This window comes from Micromonospora profundi (genome assembly GCF_011927785.1).
In the GTDB taxonomy this organism is placed as follows: Bacteria; Actinomycetota; Actinomycetes; order Mycobacteriales; family Micromonosporaceae; genus Micromonospora; species Micromonospora profundi.
Genome location: NZ_JAATJK010000001.1, coordinates 5,128,323 through 5,144,939, shown reverse-complemented (window position 1 = coordinate 5,144,939; position 16,617 = coordinate 5,128,323). Strand labels below are relative to the sequence as shown.

Sequence of the window (16,617 nt, the reverse complement as noted above, 5' to 3'; positions counted from 1 at the left end):
ACGGCGGAGGTGGGCGGGGACGGCGGGGACGGGCGGGGCGGGCGGGGTGGGTTACCAGCTCGTGGGCAGCGGCATTCCCTCGGTGAAGCCGGCGGCGCTCTGCACGCCGACGATCGCCCGCTCGTGGAACTGCTCCAGGTTCCGTGCCCCCGCGTAGGTGAAGGCGCTGCGCACCCCGGCGATGATCTCGTCGATCAGGTCCTCGACGCCGGGCCGGGCCGGGTCCAGATACATGCGGGCCGACGAGATGCCCTCCTCGAACACCGCCTTGCGGGCCCGGTCGTACGCGCTGTCGTCGGCGGTACGGGCGCTGACCGCGCGCGCCGAGGCCATCCCGAAGCTCTCCTTGTACCGTCGACCGTCGGCCTCGGTGTACAGGTCACCGGGCGACTCGCAGGTGCCGGCGAACCACGAGCCGATCATCACGTTCGACGCGCCGGCCGCGAGCGCCAGCGCCACGTCGCGCGGGTGCCGTACGCCGCCGTCGGCCCACACGTGCCGACCCAGCGCCCGGGCCGCCGCCGAGCAGTCGAGCACTGCGGAGAACTGCGGGCGGCCCACACCGGTCATCATCCGGGTCGTACACATGGCACCCGGCCCGACGCCGACCTTGATGATGTCGGCGCCCGCCTCGACCAGGTCGCGTACCCCCTCGGCGGTGACCACGTTGCCGGCCGCCACCGGGACGCCCGGGTCCAGCTTCCGGACCGCCCGCAGCGCCGAGATCATCCGCTCCTGGTGGCCGTGCGCGGTGTCCACGACAAGCGTGTCCACCCCTGCCTCCAGCAGGGCGCGGGCCTTGCCGGTGACGTCCCCGTTGATCCCGACCGCCGCGGCGATGCGCAGCCGGCCCTGGTCGTCCACCGCCGGCGTGTAGAGGGTGGCGCGCAGCGCGCCCTGCCGGGTCAGCACCCCGACCAGCCGGCCGTCGGCGTCCACCACGGGGGCGAGACGGCGCCGGCCTGCGGAGAGCAGGTCGAAGCCGGTACGCGGGTCCGCGTCCGCCGGGACGGTGTGCAGCGCTGTGGACATCACGTGCCGCAGTTGGGCGAACCGGTCCACGCCCACCGTGTCCGCCTCGGTGACCACACCCACCGGTCGCCCCGCCTCGTCGACCACGATCACCGCGCCGTGCGCACGCTTCGGCAGCAGGTGGATGGCATCTCCGACGGTCTCGGTCGGGCCGAGGGTGATTGGCGTGTCGTAGACCAGGTGGCGCTGCTTGACCCAGGCGACGACGTTCGCGACCACCTCGATCGGGATGTCCTGCGGGATCACCGTGATCGCGCCCCGCCGGGCCACCGTCTCGGCCATCCGCCGCCCGGCGACAGCCGTCATGTTCGACACCACGAGCGGAATCGTGGTGCCGGTGCCGTCACCGGTGGACAGGTCGACGTCGAGGCGGGATCCGAGGTCGGAGCGGGCCGGCGCCATGAAGACGTCGGTGTAGGTCAGGTCGTGCGCGGGGGCCGCGCCGTGAAGGAAACGCACCCGGCCATCATTCCCGCCTCCGGCAATCCGCGCCCACGACGGTGCCGCAAACCACCCCCGCGACGTGCTCCGCGCGGCCGGCCAAAGCGTTAGGAAGGGCCCCTTCTTATGCACCAGGCGTTAATAAGGTGCCCTTCCTTTCAGGCGATGGTGCAGATCGGGGCACCGGCGGTGATGACCGCGCCCACCTCGGCGCTGAGCCCGCTGACAGTGCCCGCCTTGTGGGCGTGCAGCGGCTGCTCCATCTTCATGGCCTCCAGCACCACGACCAGGTCACCCTCGGCCACCGTGTCGCCGTCCGCCACCGCGATCTTGACGATCGTGCCCTGCATGGGCGAGGTGAGCGCGTCACCGCCGACCGCTGCGCCACCCTTGGCACCACCGCCACGACGGGTCGGCTTGCGGGCAGCGGGCGCGGCTGCGGCCGTACCCCCGCCGAAGCCGGCGGGGAGGCTGACCTCGAGGCGCTTGCCGCCGACCTCGACCACGACGGTCTCGCGTTCGGCCGGCGCCTCGGCGGCGCCGGCAGCGGCGGCGAACGGCGGCACCGTGTTGTCGAACTCGGTCTCGATCCACCGGGTGTGCACGCTGAACGGCTCGGCGGTGAACGCCTCGTCGCGCACCACGAGCCGGTGGAACGGCAGTGCGGTGGCCATCCCGTCGAGCACCATCTCGTCAAGTGCGCGGCGGGCGCGCTCCAGCGCCTCGGTCCGCGTCTCACCTGTGATGATCACCTTGGCGAGCAGCGAGTCGAAGTTGCCGCCGATCACGTCGCCGGCCGAGATGCCGGTGTCGACACGCACCCCCGGGCCGCTGGGCAGGCGCAGCGCCGTGACAGTGCCAGGCGCGGGCAGGAAGTTGCGGCCCGGGTCCTCGCCGTTGATCCGGAACTCGATCGAGTGCCCGCGCGGCGCCGGGTCCTCGGTGATCCGCAGCTTCTCGCCGTCGGCGATGCGGAACTGCTCGCGGACCAGGTCGATGCCTGCGGTCTCCTCGGTGACCGGGTGCTCGACCTGGAGCCGGGTGTTGACCTCCAGGAAGGAGATGGTTCCGTCCACGCCGACCAGGTATTCCACGGTGCCGGCACCGTGGTAGCCGGCTTCGCGGCAGATTGCCTTGGCGCTGTCGTGGATCTGCGCCCGCTGGGCGTCGGTGAGGAACGGCGCGGGTGCCTCCTCGACAAGCTTCTGGTGGCGTCGCTGCAACGAGCAGTCGCGGGTGCCCACCACGATCACGTTGCCGTGCTGGTCGGCGAGGACCTGCGCCTCGACGTGCCGCGGCTTGTCCAGGTACCGCTCGACGAAGCACTCGCCCCGGCCGAACGCCGCGACCGCCTCCCGGGTGGCCGACTCGAAGAGTTGCGGGATCTCCTCCATGGTGCGGGCCACCTTGAGCCCGCGCCCGCCGCCACCGAAGGCGGCCTTGATCGCGACCGGCAGGCCGTGGTCCACGGCGAACGCCATCACCTCGTCGGGGCTGGCCACCGGGTCGGGGGTGCCGGGCACGAGCGGAGCGCCCGCCCGCTGGGCGATGTGCCGCGCGGTGACCTTGTCGCCCAGGTCGCGGATCGCCTGCGGGGTGGGGCCGATCCAGGTGAGCCCGGCGTCCATGACCGCCTGGGCGAAGTCGGCGTTCTCGCTGAGAAAGCCATAACCCGGGTGTACGGCGTCAGCGCCGGCCCGTGCGGCGACGTCGAGCAGCTTGTCGATGCGCAGGTACGTGTCGGTCGCGCTGTCCCCGCCGAGGGCGAACGCCTCGTCGGCCAGAGTGGCGTGCAGGGCGTCGCGGTCGGAGTCCGCGTACACCGCGACACTGCTCAGGCCGGCGTCACGGCAGGCGCGGACAACCCGGACAGCGATCTCTCCGCGGTTGGCAATGAGTACCTTGCGCACCTTTGTGACTCCTCCCGGCAGGTTACTGACCGGGAGTTTAGCGGTCACGCAGGAAACCCTAACGGTCGCTCAGTGTGGGATGCCGCACTGTTGACGTAGGCCCTAGTCAAACTTGTCTATTACTCTTATTCAGTGTCTGCAACTCGGATGATGATTCTCGGCCTGGTGCGGTGGATGCAGCCCGTGCACGGCTACGACGTGCGCCGTGAGCTGCTGAGCTGGGGTGCCGACAAGTGGGCGAACGTGCAGCCCGGCTCGATCTACCACGCCCTGCGCAAGCTCACCGAGGAAGGGTTGCTGCGGGCGGTGGCTACCGAGCAGGTCGGTGCCCGCCCGGCGCGTACGACCTATGAGGTGACCACCAAGGGTGACGACGAGTTCGAGACGTTGCTGCGCAACCTGTGGTGGGGCCTCTCGGAGCCGCTGGACCCGTTCTCGGCGGCGTTCTCCTTCCTGCCGGCGATGCCGCGCTCCGAGGCGGCGGCTGCCCTGCGTAACCGTGCCAACCTGCTGCGCGCCAACGTCGCCTCGATGCGTGCCTCGATCGAGTCGGACTGGATCCGCAACGCCAAGCCGGTGCATGTCAGTTGGATGTTCGAGCTCTGGGCCGCGCGCGCCGAGGCGGAGCTGAGCTGGTGCGAGCGGATCGCGGAAAGAGTGGAGTCCGGAGTGTCGTACCTACCTGCTGAGCTGGAGAGCGCGGAGGGTTGGCCAGGGTGGAGAGACGGCGAAGAGCGCCCCGATCCCAACGCGCATTAATCAACATTGACTATAAGAGTTATATCTCGTTAGCCTGCTGACGGGCACATCGGGGGAGTGCGCCGCCCGGCGTCGTCCCTCTCGACAGCCGGCCCGGCCGGCCCGGACGACCAGGAGTAGAAATGATCGAGACCAGGGGGCTGCGGAAGTCGTTCCGCTCCCGCGCGGGTCGAGAGACGAAGACGGTGGACGCCGTACGCGGTGTCGACCTCAAGGTCGCCGAGGGCGAGATATTCGGCTTCCTCGGCCCCAACGGTGCCGGCAAGACCACCACCCTGCGGATGCTCGCCACGCTCATCGAGCCCGACGGCGGCGACGCCACGATCGCCGGCGCCGACCTGCGGAAATCTCCCGCCGAGGTGCGCCGCCGGATCGGCTACGTCCCGCAGGGCGGCAGCACCTGGGACGAGTCCACCGCCCGCGAGGAGTTGGTGCTGCACGCCCGGATGTACGGCATCAGCAAGGCCGACGCGCAGCGCCGCGCCGCTCGCGCGCTTGCCGCCTTCCAACTGACCGAGTACGCCGACCGCAATTGCAAGACCTACTCCGGCGGCCAGCGGCGGCGTGTGGAGATCGCGCTCGGCATCATCCACGAGCCGAAGATCGTCTTCCTGGACGAGCCGACGACCGGCCTCGACCCGCAGAGCCGCGCGCACATGTGGGACGAGATCCGGCGGCTGCGCAGCGACGGCATGACGGTCTTCATCACCACGCACTACCTCGACGAGGCCGACGCGCTCTGCGACCGCATCGCGATCATGGACAACGGCGAGGTCGTCGCCGAGGGCACCCCCGCCGAGCTCAAGCGCGAGATCTCCGGCGACGTGGTGCTCGTCGGACTCGACCTGGCCGCCACACCGCAGGCCGCCCAGGCGCTCGACGGCGAGCCGTACGTCAACAAGCTGGAGACCGCCGACGAGGGCAGCCTGCGTCTCTACGTCGACGAGGGTGCCACCGTCATTCCGCAGGTGCTGCGCCGACTCGACCACGCCGGGCTGGAGCTGCGCTCGATCGAGCTGCACCGCCCCAGCCTGGACGATGTCTTCCTGACCAAGACCGGCCGCTCGCTGCGCGAGTCCTGACCACCGGAGAGACGACTCATGAAACTCGCCCGTGACACGTGGCTGATCTTCGAACGACAGACCCAACTCCTGCTGCGCAACCCGGTCTGGGTCTTCGTCGGCGTGTTCCAGCCGGTGATGTACCTGCTGCTCTTTGCCCCGCTGCTCAAGCCGGCACTCAACGCGCCCACCCAGGCCGCCGCCTACAAGATCTTCGTACCGGGCCTGCTGGTGCTGCTTGCCATCTTCGGCGGCCTGTTCCAGGGCTTCGGCCTGATCGCCGAGCTGCGCGCCGGCATCATCGAACGCTCCCGGGTCACCCCGATCAGCCGGCTCGCCCTGCTGCTCGGTCGTTCGCTGCGCGACGTGGTCTCGCTGCTCGTGCAGGCCGTCATCATCACCCTGCTGGCGCTCCTGTTCGACCTGCGGGTGTTCATCGGTGACCTGCTGCTGGCGTACCTGATGCTCGCCCTGATCGCCCTCATGACCTCGGCCGTCTCGTACGGCGTCGCGCTCAAGGTCAAGAGCGAGGACGCCCTCGCCCCGCTGATGAACACAGTGGCGCAGCCCGTGCTGCTGCTCTCCGGCATCCTGCTGCCGCTGACCTTCGCACCCGGCTGGTTGCAGGGCATCGCCGACTGGAACCCGTTCTCCTGGGCTGTCGACGGCACCCGGGCGCTGTTCGCCGGTGACCTGGGCAGCGACAAGGTCTGGCAGGGCCTTGCCATCACCGCCGTACTCGCAGCCCTTGGCGTCTTTTGGGCAGCCCGCCAGTTCGCCCGCAGCGTCCGCTGACGCGCAGGTTCTCGGGGTGCCCTGTTGGTGGTTCGGGGCACCCCGATTGCCGCGTGGTGGTGGCGTTCCTCAGTGCACCCGGGCGAGAGTCAGGCCGTCCGCGATCGGCAGCATCACCGGGTCCACCCGTACGTCGGCGAGGACCTCGTCGTTGAAGGCGGCGATGGCCCTGTCGCTTTCGTCCTGCGGGGCGATCACCCGGCCGCCGCGCAGCACATTGTCCACAGCGATCACCCCGCCGGGGCGCATCCGCGGCACCAACTCCGCCCAGTAGACCGGGTACCCCGTCTTGTCCGCGTCGATGAACGCGAAGTCCAGGTGACGCTCGTGCGGCAACTCCCGCAGCCGGTCGGCGGCCGGGCCGATCCGCAGGTCGATCCGGTCCTGCACGCCGGCCCGAGCCCAGTAGCGCCGGGCGATGCCGGTGAACTCCTCGGAGATGTCGAAGCAGGTCAACCGTCCGCCGTCGGGCAGACCCCGGGCGATCGCCAGCGACGACAGCCCTGTGAACGTACCCACCTCGACCGCCTGCCGTACGTCGAGCAGCCGGGTCAGAAAGGTCAGAAACGCGGCCTGCTCCGGCGCCACCTGCATGGTCGCCTGGTCCGGCAGCACCGACCGGGTCTCCTCGGCCAGATCCCGGATGATCTCATCAGGTGGGGCGCCGTGCGCGACCAGGTACGTGTGCAGCTCGTCGGTGAGCGGGATCGACTTAATGGTCATGACCGGACGTTACCGAGCGGCTCGACCGATTGACCGCCCGGCGCGACCTTTGTCCACAAGTCGGTGATCTGTAGGCCCAACTCGGCGAGAAGACGACGCAGCAACGGCATCGACAGGCCGACGACCGTCCCGGGATCACCCTCGATCCGCTCCACGAACGGCCCACCCAACCCGTCGATGGTGAACGCGCCGGCCACCGCCAGCGGCTCCCCACTGGCGACGTACGCGGCGATCTCGTCGTCGCTGATGTCAGCGAAGTGGACAGTGGTCGAAGCGACTGCCTCCGCGCGTCGCCCGGCCGCCATGTCGATCAGGCAGTGCCCGCTGTGCAGGACCCCGCTGCGCCCTCGCATCCGCTGCCAGCGCCGGGTGGCGTCCGCCGGATCGGCAGGCTTGCCGAGGATCTCCCCGTCGAACGCGAGCACCGAGTCACACCCGATCACCAGCGTCCGCTGGTTGGTGCTGGTGCTGGTGCTGGTGCTGGTGCTGGTGCTGGTGCTGGTGACGGGGCCGGCGCTGAGGCCGGGGTCCGGGCTGGCGCTGAGGCCGGGGTCGGTGCCAGGGCTGGGGCTGGTGGGCGGGGTGGACGGGCTCAGCCTGGTCAACACCGCCTGCGCCTTGAGGCGTGCCAACTCCAGGCACAGATCCTCGGCCCGGTCGGTCACCACCACCGACTCGTCGACCCCGCTGACCAGCACATCCGGCTCAATACCGGCGGCCTGGAGCGACTTGCGACGGGCAGGGCTGGCCGAAGCGAGCACAAGACGGAGCGGCAGAGAATCAGACACCCGCCCGACGTTACCGCCTCTCCCCGCGACGCCCGCATGGTCGACACGGGTGCCGCCTGCCGGTGCCAGGCCGGAAAACCCTCTTGATCGACTCGGGTTCCTTGAAATCGCGGTGTCTGTGGGATAGCCCGATTTCAAGGAACCCGAGTCGATCACCACGTCAGCGACTGATCCTCGGCGGCGGATCGTCGCCACGACGCCGACGGCGCAGCACCATCACCCATGCGACACCGGCGGCCACGATCACGCCGAGAGTGACCAGGCCACGCATGGTCGCTGGGCCGTCATCACCCGGCTGGGCAGCGGCCGTCGTACTCGCCCCGCCCCCGGCCGGAGCGCTCACCGATTCAAACCCCAGTGGGGGTACGTCTGCCGTCAGCGCTGCCACTAGGTCGATTACCCCATACCCGTACTCGTCGTCCCGCCCGGGCGGACCCTTGTCGATGGCGGTAGCGGTGAGCCGGTGCGCTACCTCCTGCGCGGGAAGGTGCGGATACTTCGACCTGATCAGCGCCGCCGCCCCGGCGACAATCGCCGTCGCGTCAGAGGTGCCGGTGCCTTTGCGGTACTTGCCGTTGATGCTCGTACTGTAAATATCAACAGCCGGCGCAACAACATCAATCTCCGACCCAGTAACTGCGATCGCCGCGTGATTTCCCCTTCTGTCGACTCCGCCCACGGCGAGGACGCCTTCTTCGCTTGCTGGATAGCCAACCTCTGAGTCGGTTGGGCGGTTGCCCGCAGCGGCCACAACAAGAATATTTGAGGATATTGCTGCCCTGATCGCACTCCTGAGGCGAGGGCTTGAACTACCTGCACTTGAAATGTTGATGATGTCCGCGCCTGAGGATATAGCATATTCTATCGCCTTGGCCAAGTCATCCGAGCTACTTCGGTTATCGGAAGTAGATGACATGACTGGCAGGATCTTGGCTTCCGGAGCGATTCCACGGGCGCCCTGATCGTTGTTTTGCCCATGCGCAGCGATAAGCCCTGCCATGCCGGTGCCATGGCTATTCTGGTCGCCTTTACCATCCCCGGTTCCGCCGCTGACAATGTCGATTCCCGGAAGAAGGTTCCGCACCAAGTCAGGATGTGGATAGACGCCCGTGTCGGGTATTGCCACTATAACTCCGCTTCCTTGACTGACTTCGAGCGCCTGGTCGGCCGCAAGCGACGTTAAGTGCCATTGATCTGTCCGAACTGATCCGGGGCTGCCGGAGAGTGTCGCAGCTTGCGAAGTCGCAATTGCTGCGCTCGCCCCGAGGGTGCTCGCGACAAGAGTCGTGATAATTACTAGAGTGACGCGGATTGCCGGAGGATTCACCGGCCAATGCCAATGGCTGGACCAGGGTCTATAGGGCCATCTTCTTCGGGGGATCGGACAACTGGGTCAACCCCCTGCCTGGTCCTCCAAGGGTTGTCCGGGTCCCAACGACTTGGCTCCGCCGTATGGTCGTCGTGCCTACCGGTGCGACCGGTGCGACCGGTGCTGCCCATGAATCCAGGGCTTCCATAGCCGGGTAGCCCGCCGGTCGGAGGCAGCCCATTTGAAACGGAGAAGCCTTTTCCCCCAGACGGGCGGGATCCGGCCCCGCCGGTAGGTGACGTTCCCGCCCCGCCACCTCCTATCACGCCGCCAATCGGATTGACTCGACGTGGCGAACCGGCGCTGGCGTCAGGGCGGGGGAGGGGTGTTGCGGGTTGCCCTCCGATAATTCCGGCTGGAGGACCCCCGCGATGTGAGTCCCCCAACGTAGATCGAAAAGAACGATCCGGCCTGTTGGGGTTGGGTGTTCCGATCGAGCCCTCCTGCCGTCGGAACCCCCTAGGTCCAAGAGGTATTGGTGAAGTTGCAACGGGCTGCGACACCGACGGTGCGGGTGGTGGTGATCCGGTTGTCGGGAAAGTCGTGCTTGGCGGAATGGATCCGACTCCGGCCCCACCAAGGATTGGACCCGGTCCAGGCGCCGTTGGCATTGACGGCGGGCTGGCGCCGCTCGGTACATTATTGGTTGGGGTCTTAGTATTGGCTGTTGTCGCCGGGATGGGCACCGGGATGATGGGTGGAATAGTGGGTGCCGACGCGGTGCTGTAGACATCTGAGTTTGAGATGTCTCTGCCGGATTGTTGGGGCGGAATCGCTGGGGGTTTTTGGAGCGTGGCTTGGGCTTGTTGGAGTTCCCCGCTCAGGCTGAACATCATCGCCCGCGCCCGCACATTCAGCCGCTCCAGCTCCGCATCGGTCACCGGCGACTCGGTGGCCCGGTTACCCATGACCGCCTTGGGGTCGGCGGCGATCTCCTCGAACGCCTGCTTCTGCTGGAGCTTGGCGGCGTACTCCTCGTGGACCTGGCGGAGCGCGGCGCGGGTGGTGCCGATGGCCTGGGTGGCGGCGGACAGCGCCGTGTAGTTGGCTGCCGCTGCGTCGTGGGTGTGCCGCACCTTGTCGATGAGTTCGTCGAGTTGGGCGAGGTATGTGCTGGAGGCGGCGCTGGTCGCGGGCGGCCAGGCTTCGGCGAGGCCGCGACGGTATTCCTGGAGGCGGCCGAGGTGAATCTGGGCGAGGTCGCAGACCTTGCGCCAGCCGGCGACCTGCTTCCAGTGGTTTGTGGTGTCGTGGTCCTGGAGGCACGCCCACATGCTGTTGACGTCCATCAGTTGCCAGTCGGTGAGGCCTGAGGTGCGGCCGCTGCCCCGTTCGATCACGGTAGGACCACCGGCCTCTGGCTGTCGGGGCCTGTGGGGTCGCTCAGTGTCGGTGTTCGGCTGCCGTGCAGGGCGGTGCTCGGGTCGGCGAGGGCTCGCTGGACGTCCGAGGCGCGTGCTGCCGAGAAGGCGTCGGAGTCGGCGTACTGCGTGGCGACCCGGTCGGCGACGGCGGCGAGGTGGCCGGTGGCGCCCCGGACGGCGTACACCATGTCGGTGGTGGCTTGCTGCGTCTCGTGGTGGGCGTGCAGGAAGGTGACCAGTTCGACGAAGGCGTCGCAGGGGTTCGGCACTTTCGCGGACATGTCGTCGGCGATGTAGGACAGGTGGGGCGCGTAGTTGCCGTGGACCTCGGCGGCGAGCCGGTCGGCGAACTCCCGGAGTTGGCGGATGTCGGCCTCGATGCCGCCGTAGTTGCGCAGCCAGGGCGCTGGCGCGTCCTCTTCGGGGATCATCGATCCTCCCTACCGTCACGGCACCGTTTCCCTGAGTGAGATTAACGGCTCCGCTCGCCCCTGGCAGCCCCGCCAGGCGACCGTGTCAGCGCGGGAGGCCGGCGGTGCGCCACGTGGTGCGGGCGGCCGGGCGTCCGCTGCGCGCCCAGGCGGACGTGGCCACCGGCGCGGGGGTGGCGGAGGGGCGGGAGCGGACGACGATCGCCCCCACCAGGGCGGCCAGTTCCTCGGCGGTTGGCACGCCGCGGACGACCCGGAACAGTGGCTGGTCAGCAGACATGCCGCCAGGGTACGCGGCCCGAAGTCACGGGAAGCGCACAGTGGCGTGCCGGCGGTGTGAGCGTCGGCGGGTCCGGGTACCGTCACACCGATGTCGAACGCGCTTCCCCAACTCGTCGCTGACCGATACCGGCTTCTGTCGCCGCTCGGCCAGGGTGGCATGGGCCGGGTGTGGAAGGCGCGCGACGAGGTGTTGCACCGGGACGTCGCGATCAAGGAGTTGGTGCCGCCGCCGGGCCTCACCGACGAGGAACGCCGCGAGATGCGGGAGCGTTCGCTGCGTGAGGCGCGGGCGATCGCCCGGCTCAACCACGTCAACGTGGTGCGCATTTTCGACGTGCTGCGCACGGATGGCGACCCGTGGATCGTCATGGAGTACGTGGCGTCGAAGTCGTTGCAGGACACTCTCGCCGAGGACGGCCCGGTCACGCCGGCCCGCGCGGTCGAGATCGGGCTCGGCGTGCTGGGTGCGCTCAACGCGGCCCACAAGGCGGGCGTCATGCACCGCGACGTCAAGCCCGGCAACGTGCTGCTCGGGGACGACGGCCGGGTCGTGTTGACCGATTTCGGTCTCGCCACCATCCCGGGCGACCCCAACGTGACCCGCACCGGAATGGTGCTCGGTTCGCCTGCGTACATCTCTCCGGAACGCGCCCGGGAGGGCACCGCCGGGCCGGAGGCCGACCTGTGGTCGTTGGGCGCGACGCTGTACGCGGCGGTGGAGGGCAAGTCGCCGTACGCGCGGCCGTCGGCGATCGCCACGCTTGCCGCGTTGGCCACCGAGCCGATGCCGCCGCCGAAGAACGCCGGCCCGCTCAAGCCGGTGCTCAACGGGCTGCTGCGCAAGGATCCGAACGAGCGGATCACCGCCGAGGTGGCGGAGCGGATGCTGCGCCGCGCCGGTGGCAGGCGGTCGCGCGGGATCTCACTGCTTGATGGCGTACGCCGGCCGGGGCCGAACGGTCCGCGCGAGCCGCGCCCGCCGCACGTGCCGGTGCCTCGGCCCGCCGAGGACACCGCTGACCGGTCGGTGTCGCCGCCGGTCGCCGCTGCTGCGACGTCCGCCGCCGCGGCCGCGGCTGCCGATGCCTCGCCGACGGCCGTCGTCGGGTCCGGTGCGGACGCCGACCCGACGGCCCTGGTGCCGGCGGAGCCGACCGCGACGATCGCCGGCCCGGCCGCCGCCGAGGCCGATCCGACGGAGAAGGTCGCGGCCTCGGGCGACACGACCGGTGTCGGTACGTCGTACGACGACGAGCCGACAGCCGTTGACGGCTCACCGGTGGCACCGGAGCAGCGCAAGCGGTCGACGCCAACCTCGGTGATGCCTCCGGTCGGTCCGGCGGGGCGCGCGGCGGTGCCGCCCTCGACGGGTGACAAGCCGAGCAACACCCGGCGCAATCTGCTGATCGGGGCCGTGGTGGCCCTGCTGCTCATCGCTCTCGTGGTGATAGTGCCGCGGCTCGGCAGCGGGGACGACAACGAGACACCGCAGGCTGAGCCGACCGGGGCCGCCGCCGCGACGTCCGCACCGGCGCCGACGTCGGCTCCCGCCGTGCCGCCGCCCACAAGCGCAGCGCCCAGTCCGACGGCATCGGCCACCCCGTCGGTCGACCCGAACGCCCTGCCGGCGGGTTGGAAGCTGCACAAGGACCCGGCCGGCTTCACTCTGCCGATCCCGGACGGATGGGTGCGTAAGCAGGTCGACGGCAGCACTGTCGTCTTCGACGAGGCCAATGGGCCGGGTGAGCTGCTGGTGCAGTGGACCTCGACGCCGAAGAACGACGCCTACAAGGACTGGCAGAGTATCGAGCCGGACCGCAGGAAGTTCGTGAACAACTACCAGAATCTCGGCATCAAGCGCTGCAACTTCTGGAAGACCTGCGCCGACTGGGAGTGGCTGGAGACCCGCGACGGGCAGCGGATCCACGTCCGTAACCGTGGGTTCGTGACGGCCAGCAACCGGGGCTACGCCCTGCGGTGGGAGATCGCGGAGAAGGACTGGCAGGCCAACCTGCCGAACTTCGACCGGATAGCCGCGGGCTTCGTGCCCGACCGCAGGGACTGACCTGCGGGATTCGCGCCGGGGCGAAACCGTTTCGCATGACCTTGCGTCGTTCGGGGTATCTGACCCTCGACGACGGAAGGAGGTGCGACATGGGTCACCGACGGAGGGACGCCCGGCCCCGGCTGGCACTGTGGATGCTCGTCGCGCTCGGCGACGCGGTTCTGCTGCTGGTCAGCGTGGGAATGCCGGTGCTCGTCGCGCTGCTCGGCGTCGTGACAGTGGCCGCATCCGGGGTTGCTGCGTGGCGGCTCAGCCGCAAGCCTGCTCTGGCCCGTGAGGACGCACCTGTGGTGCCGGCGATGAGCCGGCGGCGGGCCTGACCTGATATTGGCGAAAGTGGCGGCAGCAGGAGCGATTGTCAACCGTGTGGTGACAGCCGATCCCGCTGCCGCCAACCGCCTCCCCAGGCGAGTTCAGGCGGATCAGGCGGACTGACCCGGTCAGGCCGTGTTGTTGGCCAGCGCGATCAGTCGGCTCCGGTCACCGTTCCAGTAGTTGCGGTCCACGTTGCCGCTGATCCCGGAGACGGCGCCGGTGCTGGTGTACTGCCAGAAGCTCCACACAGGAGCGCCGGCCGGCAGCGTACCCGGCGCGCTCGCCCAGCGGGCCAGCCACAGCGGGTGGTTGCCCCACGGGCCGGACCAACTGCCTGTGCACTGGTTCCACCAGCTCGTGGTGGTGTAGATGACGGCGTACCGGCCGGTGCGGGAGCGGTAGGTGTTCAGGAAGTCCTGCACCCAGTTGCGCATCGCGGTCGTGCTGAGGCCGTAGCAGTAACCGCCGCTGTACGGGTTGCCCTCGATGTCCAGCGCGGCCGGCAGGGTGCGGCTGTCCGCCGACCACGCGCCGCCGTTGGAGGCCAGGTAGTTGGCCTGGGTCGAGCCGGCGGAGATGTTCGGGCGGGCGAAGTGGTACGCCCCGCGGATCACCCCCGCGTTGTACGCGTTGACGTAGTTCGCGTTGAAGTTCGGGTCCTTGTAGCTGGTGCCCTCGGTCGCCTTGATGAACGCGAACTGGATGCCGGCGTTACGGACGCTTGTCCAGTTGATGGAACCCTGGTAGCGGGACACGTCGATGCCGGGCGTGGTTGCCGCGGCCGCCGGTCCGGCGGTCGCGACCAGAGCCGTCGCTGCGGTGGCGAGGACGGTGAGGCTGGCTGCGAGCACGCGGCGCAGCGGTGATCTGGTACGGGCCATGAGTGCCTCCAAGGACGCAGCTATTGATGTCCATCTTTGGAGCTAAGTGCCCTAGATCGCAAGACCCATAGAAGAAACTTTCATCGACGGTGCAGTGCATGCCGTTTACGGCAGCCCCGCACCGTACGAGCCGGTGGCCGGGAATCGACACCGGAGCGCCGCCGGTAGGCTCGCGCCCCATGATGTCGATCGACGGACTGGGCGAGAAGTGGGACACGCTGTTCGGCGCGCAGCCGGACCCGCCCCCACTGCTGGTGCTGATCACCGCCGCCGTCGCGCTGGTGGTGGTGTCGACGCGGCTGCCGTGGCGGATCGCCCGTAACGCCATCACCATCGCGCACGAGGGCGGGCACGCGCTCGTCGCCCTGCTCACCGGCCGGAAGTTGCGCGGCATCCGGCTGCACTCGGACACCTCCGGGCTGACGCTGTCCGCCGGCCGTCCCACCGGGCCAGGAATGATCCTCACCCTGCTCGCCGGTTACGTCGCCCCGCCGCTTGTCGGGTTGGCTGGCGCCTGGCTGCTCGGCGGCAACCGGATCACACTGCTGCTCTGGGTCGCGGTGGTGCTGCTGCTCGCCATGCTGGTCATGATCCGCAACGCGTTCGGCGTGGTGTCGTTGCTGGTCACCGGCGCAGTGGTGTTCGCCGTCTCCTGGTACGCCACTCCGCAGGTGCAGGCCGCGTTCGCGTACGCCGGGGTGTGGTTCCTGCTGCTCGGCGGCGTGCGGCCTGTGGTGGAGCTACAGCGGCTGCGGTCGCGCGGTCGGATGCCCGCCTCGGACGCCGACCAGCTCGCCGGGCTGACCCTGTTTCCGGCCCTTTTCTGGGTGGGCTTCTTCGCACTTGTCAACATCGCCGCCCTGGTCGCCGGTGCCCTGCTGCTCGCCGGCCCGATCCTCACCGACGCCGGCTTGACCATCTGACCCGACGCCCGGAACGGAGTGCCCGGCGTAGATGGTCTGCTGACCAGGGCAACCGATTGACCTTCCCGGCGCGTGTTCCCTGCGACCGACACGGGGAGGTAGCGGGGTGCCGGACGTCGACGGGTTCGACGAGTTCTACCGCGGAAGCCGGCAACGGCTGCTTGGTTTCGTCTACGCGCTGACCGGGGACCGGGTCGAGGCGCAGGACGCCGTGCAGGAGGCGTACATCCGTGCCTGGCAGCGCTGGTCGACCGTCGGCAGGTATGACGACCCCGAAGCGTGGGTACGGGTGGTGGCCAGCCGGGTCGCTGTCAGCCGGTGGCGCAGCCTGCGCAGCCGCGCCCGCGCGTACCTGCGGCACGGGGCCGTCGAAGCCGTCCCCGGGCCGGGCACCGACACCGTCGAGGTGGTCGCCGCCCTGCGTCGGCTGCCCGAGGAGCAACGCACCGCCATCGCCCTGTACTACCTGGTCGGTATGCCCGTCGCCGACGTGGCCCGGGAGACCGAGGCCCCGGTGGGCACCGTCAAGGCCCGACTCTCCCGGGGGCGCGCCGCGCTCGCCGGCCTGCTCGCCGTCTCTGACCTGGAGGAGGCAACCGATGCGTGACGACATGACGTTCGTCGAACGGGTCCACCGGGACCTGAACGACGTGCGGTGGGCGGAGCCGCAGGAGATCCGGGCCCGGGCCCGGCGACGCAGCCGGCGTACGGCCGCGCTGGCGGCGGTCGCGGTGCTCGCGGCGGTGACCGGCCCGGCGTACGCCCTGACGGCCCGGACGACGACACCGGCCGAGACGGCGGTGCCGATACCCTCCGGAACCATTGCCAGCGCGGGGGACATCCCACAGGAGTCGCTGCTGACGCCGAGCGAGGTTCCCGTCGTCACCGGTGTGCAGCTCGGCGACGCCGGTCTCGGTGAGGTCGTCCGGCTGGACCCGATGCTGCAACGGTGCGGCGACGACCGCGGCGTACCGGAGGTGCGCGCGTACTCCCGCTATTCGCGGTCGCAGACCCTGCTGTCACCGACCACCGACGGCGGCGGGCCGGTGCGCGCGGAGCTCAGCCAGGACGTCTACCGGCTCGACCCGGCCGAAAGCGGCCAGCTCTTCGCCCAACTGAGGGCGCTGCTCGACGCCTGCCGCAAATGGCACTACGCCGGGTCCATCACTGTCGACGGCGAGACGATGCCGGCCGAGATCGCCCACTCCTGGGAGACGGCGGCGAGCAACTTCGCCGGCGACGAGTCGATCCTGATGCGGCACGTGCCATCCGCCCCGCTCGGCCCGCCCGCCGGAAGGAAGCTGCGGCCCGGCGGACGGGTCGACACCACCCTCGTGCTCCGGGTGGGCGACCTGGTCACGGTGCTGGTGCCCGGCATCAACCTGAGCCTGAGCGACACGGACCTCAAGGCACTCGGCCGGGCTGCCGCCCAGCGGATGTGCGGCGCCGCCGTCCCCTCCTGCTGACAAGTCGCCCCT

General features: G+C 69.5%; 17 protein-coding genes. 9 read left to right on the top strand and 8 right to left on the bottom strand.

Annotation, left to right across the window (positions count from 1 at the left end):
• Positions 1-51: 51 nt before the first annotated feature.
• Both F4558_RS22630 and F4558_RS22625 read right to left on the bottom strand, forming a co-directional pair.
• Positions 52-1,491, bottom strand: a complete 1,440-nt coding sequence (locus tag F4558_RS22630) for a GuaB1 family IMP dehydrogenase-related protein (RefSeq protein WP_053659358.1) — start codon at positions 1,489-1,491, stop codon at positions 52-54.
• Between the two features lie 140 nt (positions 1,492-1,631).
• A complete protein-coding gene (locus tag F4558_RS22625) occupies positions 1,632-3,383 on the bottom strand; it encodes an acetyl/propionyl/methylcrotonyl-CoA carboxylase subunit alpha (RefSeq protein ID WP_053659360.1) in 1,752 nt (583 codons plus the stop codon).
• 147 nt (positions 3,384-3,530) lie between these two features.
• Here F4558_RS22625 and F4558_RS22620 point away from each other — a divergent pair, with 147 nt between their 5' ends.
• The 3 genes from F4558_RS22620 (at position 3,531) to F4558_RS22610 (ending at position 5,998) form a co-directional block, all read left to right on the top strand.
• Entirely contained in the window at positions 3,531-4,142 is a 612-nt protein-coding gene (locus F4558_RS22620) for a PadR family transcriptional regulator (protein ID WP_053659362.1), read from the top strand.
• A 122-nt stretch (positions 4,143-4,264) separates the two neighbouring features.
• Positions 4,265-5,224: an ATP-binding cassette domain-containing protein gene (locus tag F4558_RS22615; RefSeq protein WP_167945950.1), complete on the top strand. Its 960-nt coding sequence runs from the start codon at positions 4,265-4,267 to the stop codon at positions 5,222-5,224.
• Between the two features lie 18 nt (positions 5,225-5,242).
• Positions 5,243-5,998: an ABC transporter permease gene (locus tag F4558_RS22610; protein WP_053659366.1), complete on the top strand. Its 756-nt coding sequence runs from the start codon at positions 5,243-5,245 to the stop codon at positions 5,996-5,998.
• Between the two features lie 69 nt (positions 5,999-6,067).
• On the opposite strand, the gene F4558_RS22605 is transcribed toward F4558_RS22610, so the two are convergent.
• The 3 genes from F4558_RS22605 to mycP form a co-directional block, all read right to left on the bottom strand.
• Positions 6,068-6,721 carry an O-methyltransferase gene (locus F4558_RS22605; RefSeq protein WP_053659368.1) on the bottom strand — a complete coding sequence of 218 codons (654 nt, stop codon included), beginning with the start codon at positions 6,719-6,721 and terminating at the stop codon, positions 6,068-6,070.
• On the bottom strand, positions 6,718-7,509 hold the full coding sequence (locus tag F4558_RS22600) for a Maf family protein (protein ID WP_167945949.1): 792 nt from the start codon (positions 7,507-7,509) through the stop codon (positions 6,718-6,720). The genes F4558_RS22605 and F4558_RS22600 overlap by 4 nt, the downstream gene beginning before the upstream one ends.
• Positions 7,510-7,669: 160 nt before the next feature.
• Positions 7,670-8,758: a type VII secretion-associated serine protease mycosin gene (gene mycP, locus F4558_RS22595; protein ID WP_053659503.1), complete on the bottom strand. Its 1,089-nt coding sequence runs from the start codon at positions 8,756-8,758 to the stop codon at positions 7,670-7,672.
• Positions 8,759-9,675: 917 nt separating this feature from the next.
• Between mycP and F4558_RS32240 the strand changes: the two genes are divergently transcribed.
• Entirely contained in the window at positions 9,676-10,191 is a 516-nt protein-coding gene (locus F4558_RS32240; RefSeq protein ID WP_157552895.1) for a hypothetical protein, read from the top strand.
• Between the two features lie 23 nt (positions 10,192-10,214).
• Here the strand turns inward: F4558_RS32240 and F4558_RS22585 are convergent, their stop codons facing one another.
• Both F4558_RS22585 and F4558_RS22580 read right to left on the bottom strand, forming a co-directional pair.
• Positions 10,215-10,673, bottom strand: a complete 459-nt coding sequence (locus F4558_RS22585; protein ID WP_053659375.1) for a hypothetical protein — start codon at positions 10,671-10,673, stop codon at positions 10,215-10,217.
• Positions 10,674-10,758: 85 nt separating this feature from the next.
• Positions 10,759-10,953, bottom strand: a complete 195-nt coding sequence (locus tag F4558_RS22580; RefSeq protein ID WP_053659377.1) for an acyl-CoA carboxylase subunit epsilon — start codon at positions 10,951-10,953, stop codon at positions 10,759-10,761.
• Positions 10,954-11,043: 90 nt separating this feature from the next.
• On the opposite strand from F4558_RS22580, the gene F4558_RS22575 reads away from it, so the two are divergent.
• Both F4558_RS22575 and F4558_RS22570 read left to right on the top strand, forming a co-directional pair.
• Positions 11,044-13,020 (top strand): serine/threonine-protein kinase, encoded by a 1,977-nt coding sequence (locus tag F4558_RS22575; protein ID WP_167945948.1) that lies wholly within the window; start codon positions 11,044-11,046, stop codon positions 13,018-13,020.
• Positions 13,021-13,109: 89 nt separating this feature from the next.
• Positions 13,110-13,340: a hypothetical protein gene (locus F4558_RS22570; protein ID WP_167945947.1), complete on the top strand. Its 231-nt coding sequence runs from the start codon at positions 13,110-13,112 to the stop codon at positions 13,338-13,340.
• A 120-nt stretch (positions 13,341-13,460) separates the two neighbouring features.
• On the opposite strand, the gene F4558_RS22565 is transcribed toward F4558_RS22570, so the two are convergent.
• On the bottom strand, positions 13,461-14,216 hold the full coding sequence (locus F4558_RS22565; protein ID WP_053659383.1) for a GH25 family lysozyme: 756 nt from the start codon (positions 14,214-14,216) through the stop codon (positions 13,461-13,463).
• 179 nt (positions 14,217-14,395) lie between these two features.
• Here F4558_RS22565 and F4558_RS22560 point away from each other — a divergent pair, with 179 nt between their 5' ends.
• The 3 genes from F4558_RS22560 to F4558_RS22550 all read left to right on the top strand — a co-directional run bounded on the left by F4558_RS22560 (position 14,396) and on the right by F4558_RS22550 (position 16,605).
• Positions 14,396-15,139: a M50 family metallopeptidase gene (locus F4558_RS22560; RefSeq protein ID WP_167945946.1), complete on the top strand. Its 744-nt coding sequence runs from the start codon at positions 14,396-14,398 to the stop codon at positions 15,137-15,139.
• A 106-nt stretch (positions 15,140-15,245) separates the two neighbouring features.
• The gene (locus F4558_RS22555) at positions 15,246-15,746 is read left to right on the top strand and encodes a sigma factor-like helix-turn-helix DNA-binding protein (RefSeq protein ID WP_053659387.1); all 501 of its coding nucleotides are present in this window, start codon (positions 15,246-15,248) and stop codon (positions 15,744-15,746) included.
• On the top strand, positions 15,739-16,605 hold the full coding sequence (locus F4558_RS22550; protein WP_167945945.1) for a hypothetical protein: 867 nt from the start codon (positions 15,739-15,741) through the stop codon (positions 16,603-16,605). Before F4558_RS22555 ends, F4558_RS22550 begins: the two co-directional genes overlap by 8 nt.
• The last annotated feature ends 12 nt before the right edge of the window (positions 16,606-16,617 follow it).

Bases quoted from the DNA above. Each gene is read 5' to 3' on its own strand.
- F4558_RS22580 (WP_053659377.1), bottom strand. From the start codon at position 10,953: ATGTCTGCTGACCAGCCACTGTTCCGGGTCGTCCGCGGCGTGCCAACC.
- F4558_RS22610 (WP_053659366.1), top strand. From the start codon at position 5,243: ATGAAACTCGCCCGTGACACGTGGCTGATCTTCGAACGACAGACCCAA.
- F4558_RS22550 (WP_167945945.1), top strand. From the start codon at position 15,739: ATGCGTGACGACATGACGTTCGTCGAACGGGTCCACCGGGACCTGAAC.
- F4558_RS22565 (WP_053659383.1), bottom strand. From the start codon at position 14,216: ATGGCCCGTACCAGATCACCGCTGCGCCGCGTGCTCGCAGCCAGCCTC.
- F4558_RS22615 (WP_167945950.1), top strand. From the start codon at position 4,265: ATGATCGAGACCAGGGGGCTGCGGAAGTCGTTCCGCTCCCGCGCGGGT.
- F4558_RS22605 (WP_053659368.1), bottom strand. From the start codon at position 6,721: ATGACCATTAAGTCGATCCCGCTCACCGACGAGCTGCACACGTACCTG.
- F4558_RS22585 (WP_053659375.1), bottom strand. From the start codon at position 10,673: ATGATCCCCGAAGAGGACGCGCCAGCGCCCTGGCTGCGCAACTACGGC.
- F4558_RS22570 (WP_167945947.1), top strand. From the start codon at position 13,110: ATGGGTCACCGACGGAGGGACGCCCGGCCCCGGCTGGCACTGTGGATG.
- F4558_RS22575 (WP_167945948.1), top strand. From the start codon at position 11,044: ATGTCGAACGCGCTTCCCCAACTCGTCGCTGACCGATACCGGCTTCTG.
- F4558_RS22620 (WP_053659362.1), top strand. From the start codon at position 3,531: ATGATGATTCTCGGCCTGGTGCGGTGGATGCAGCCCGTGCACGGCTAC.
- F4558_RS22560 (WP_167945946.1), top strand. From the start codon at position 14,396: ATGATGTCGATCGACGGACTGGGCGAGAAGTGGGACACGCTGTTCGGC.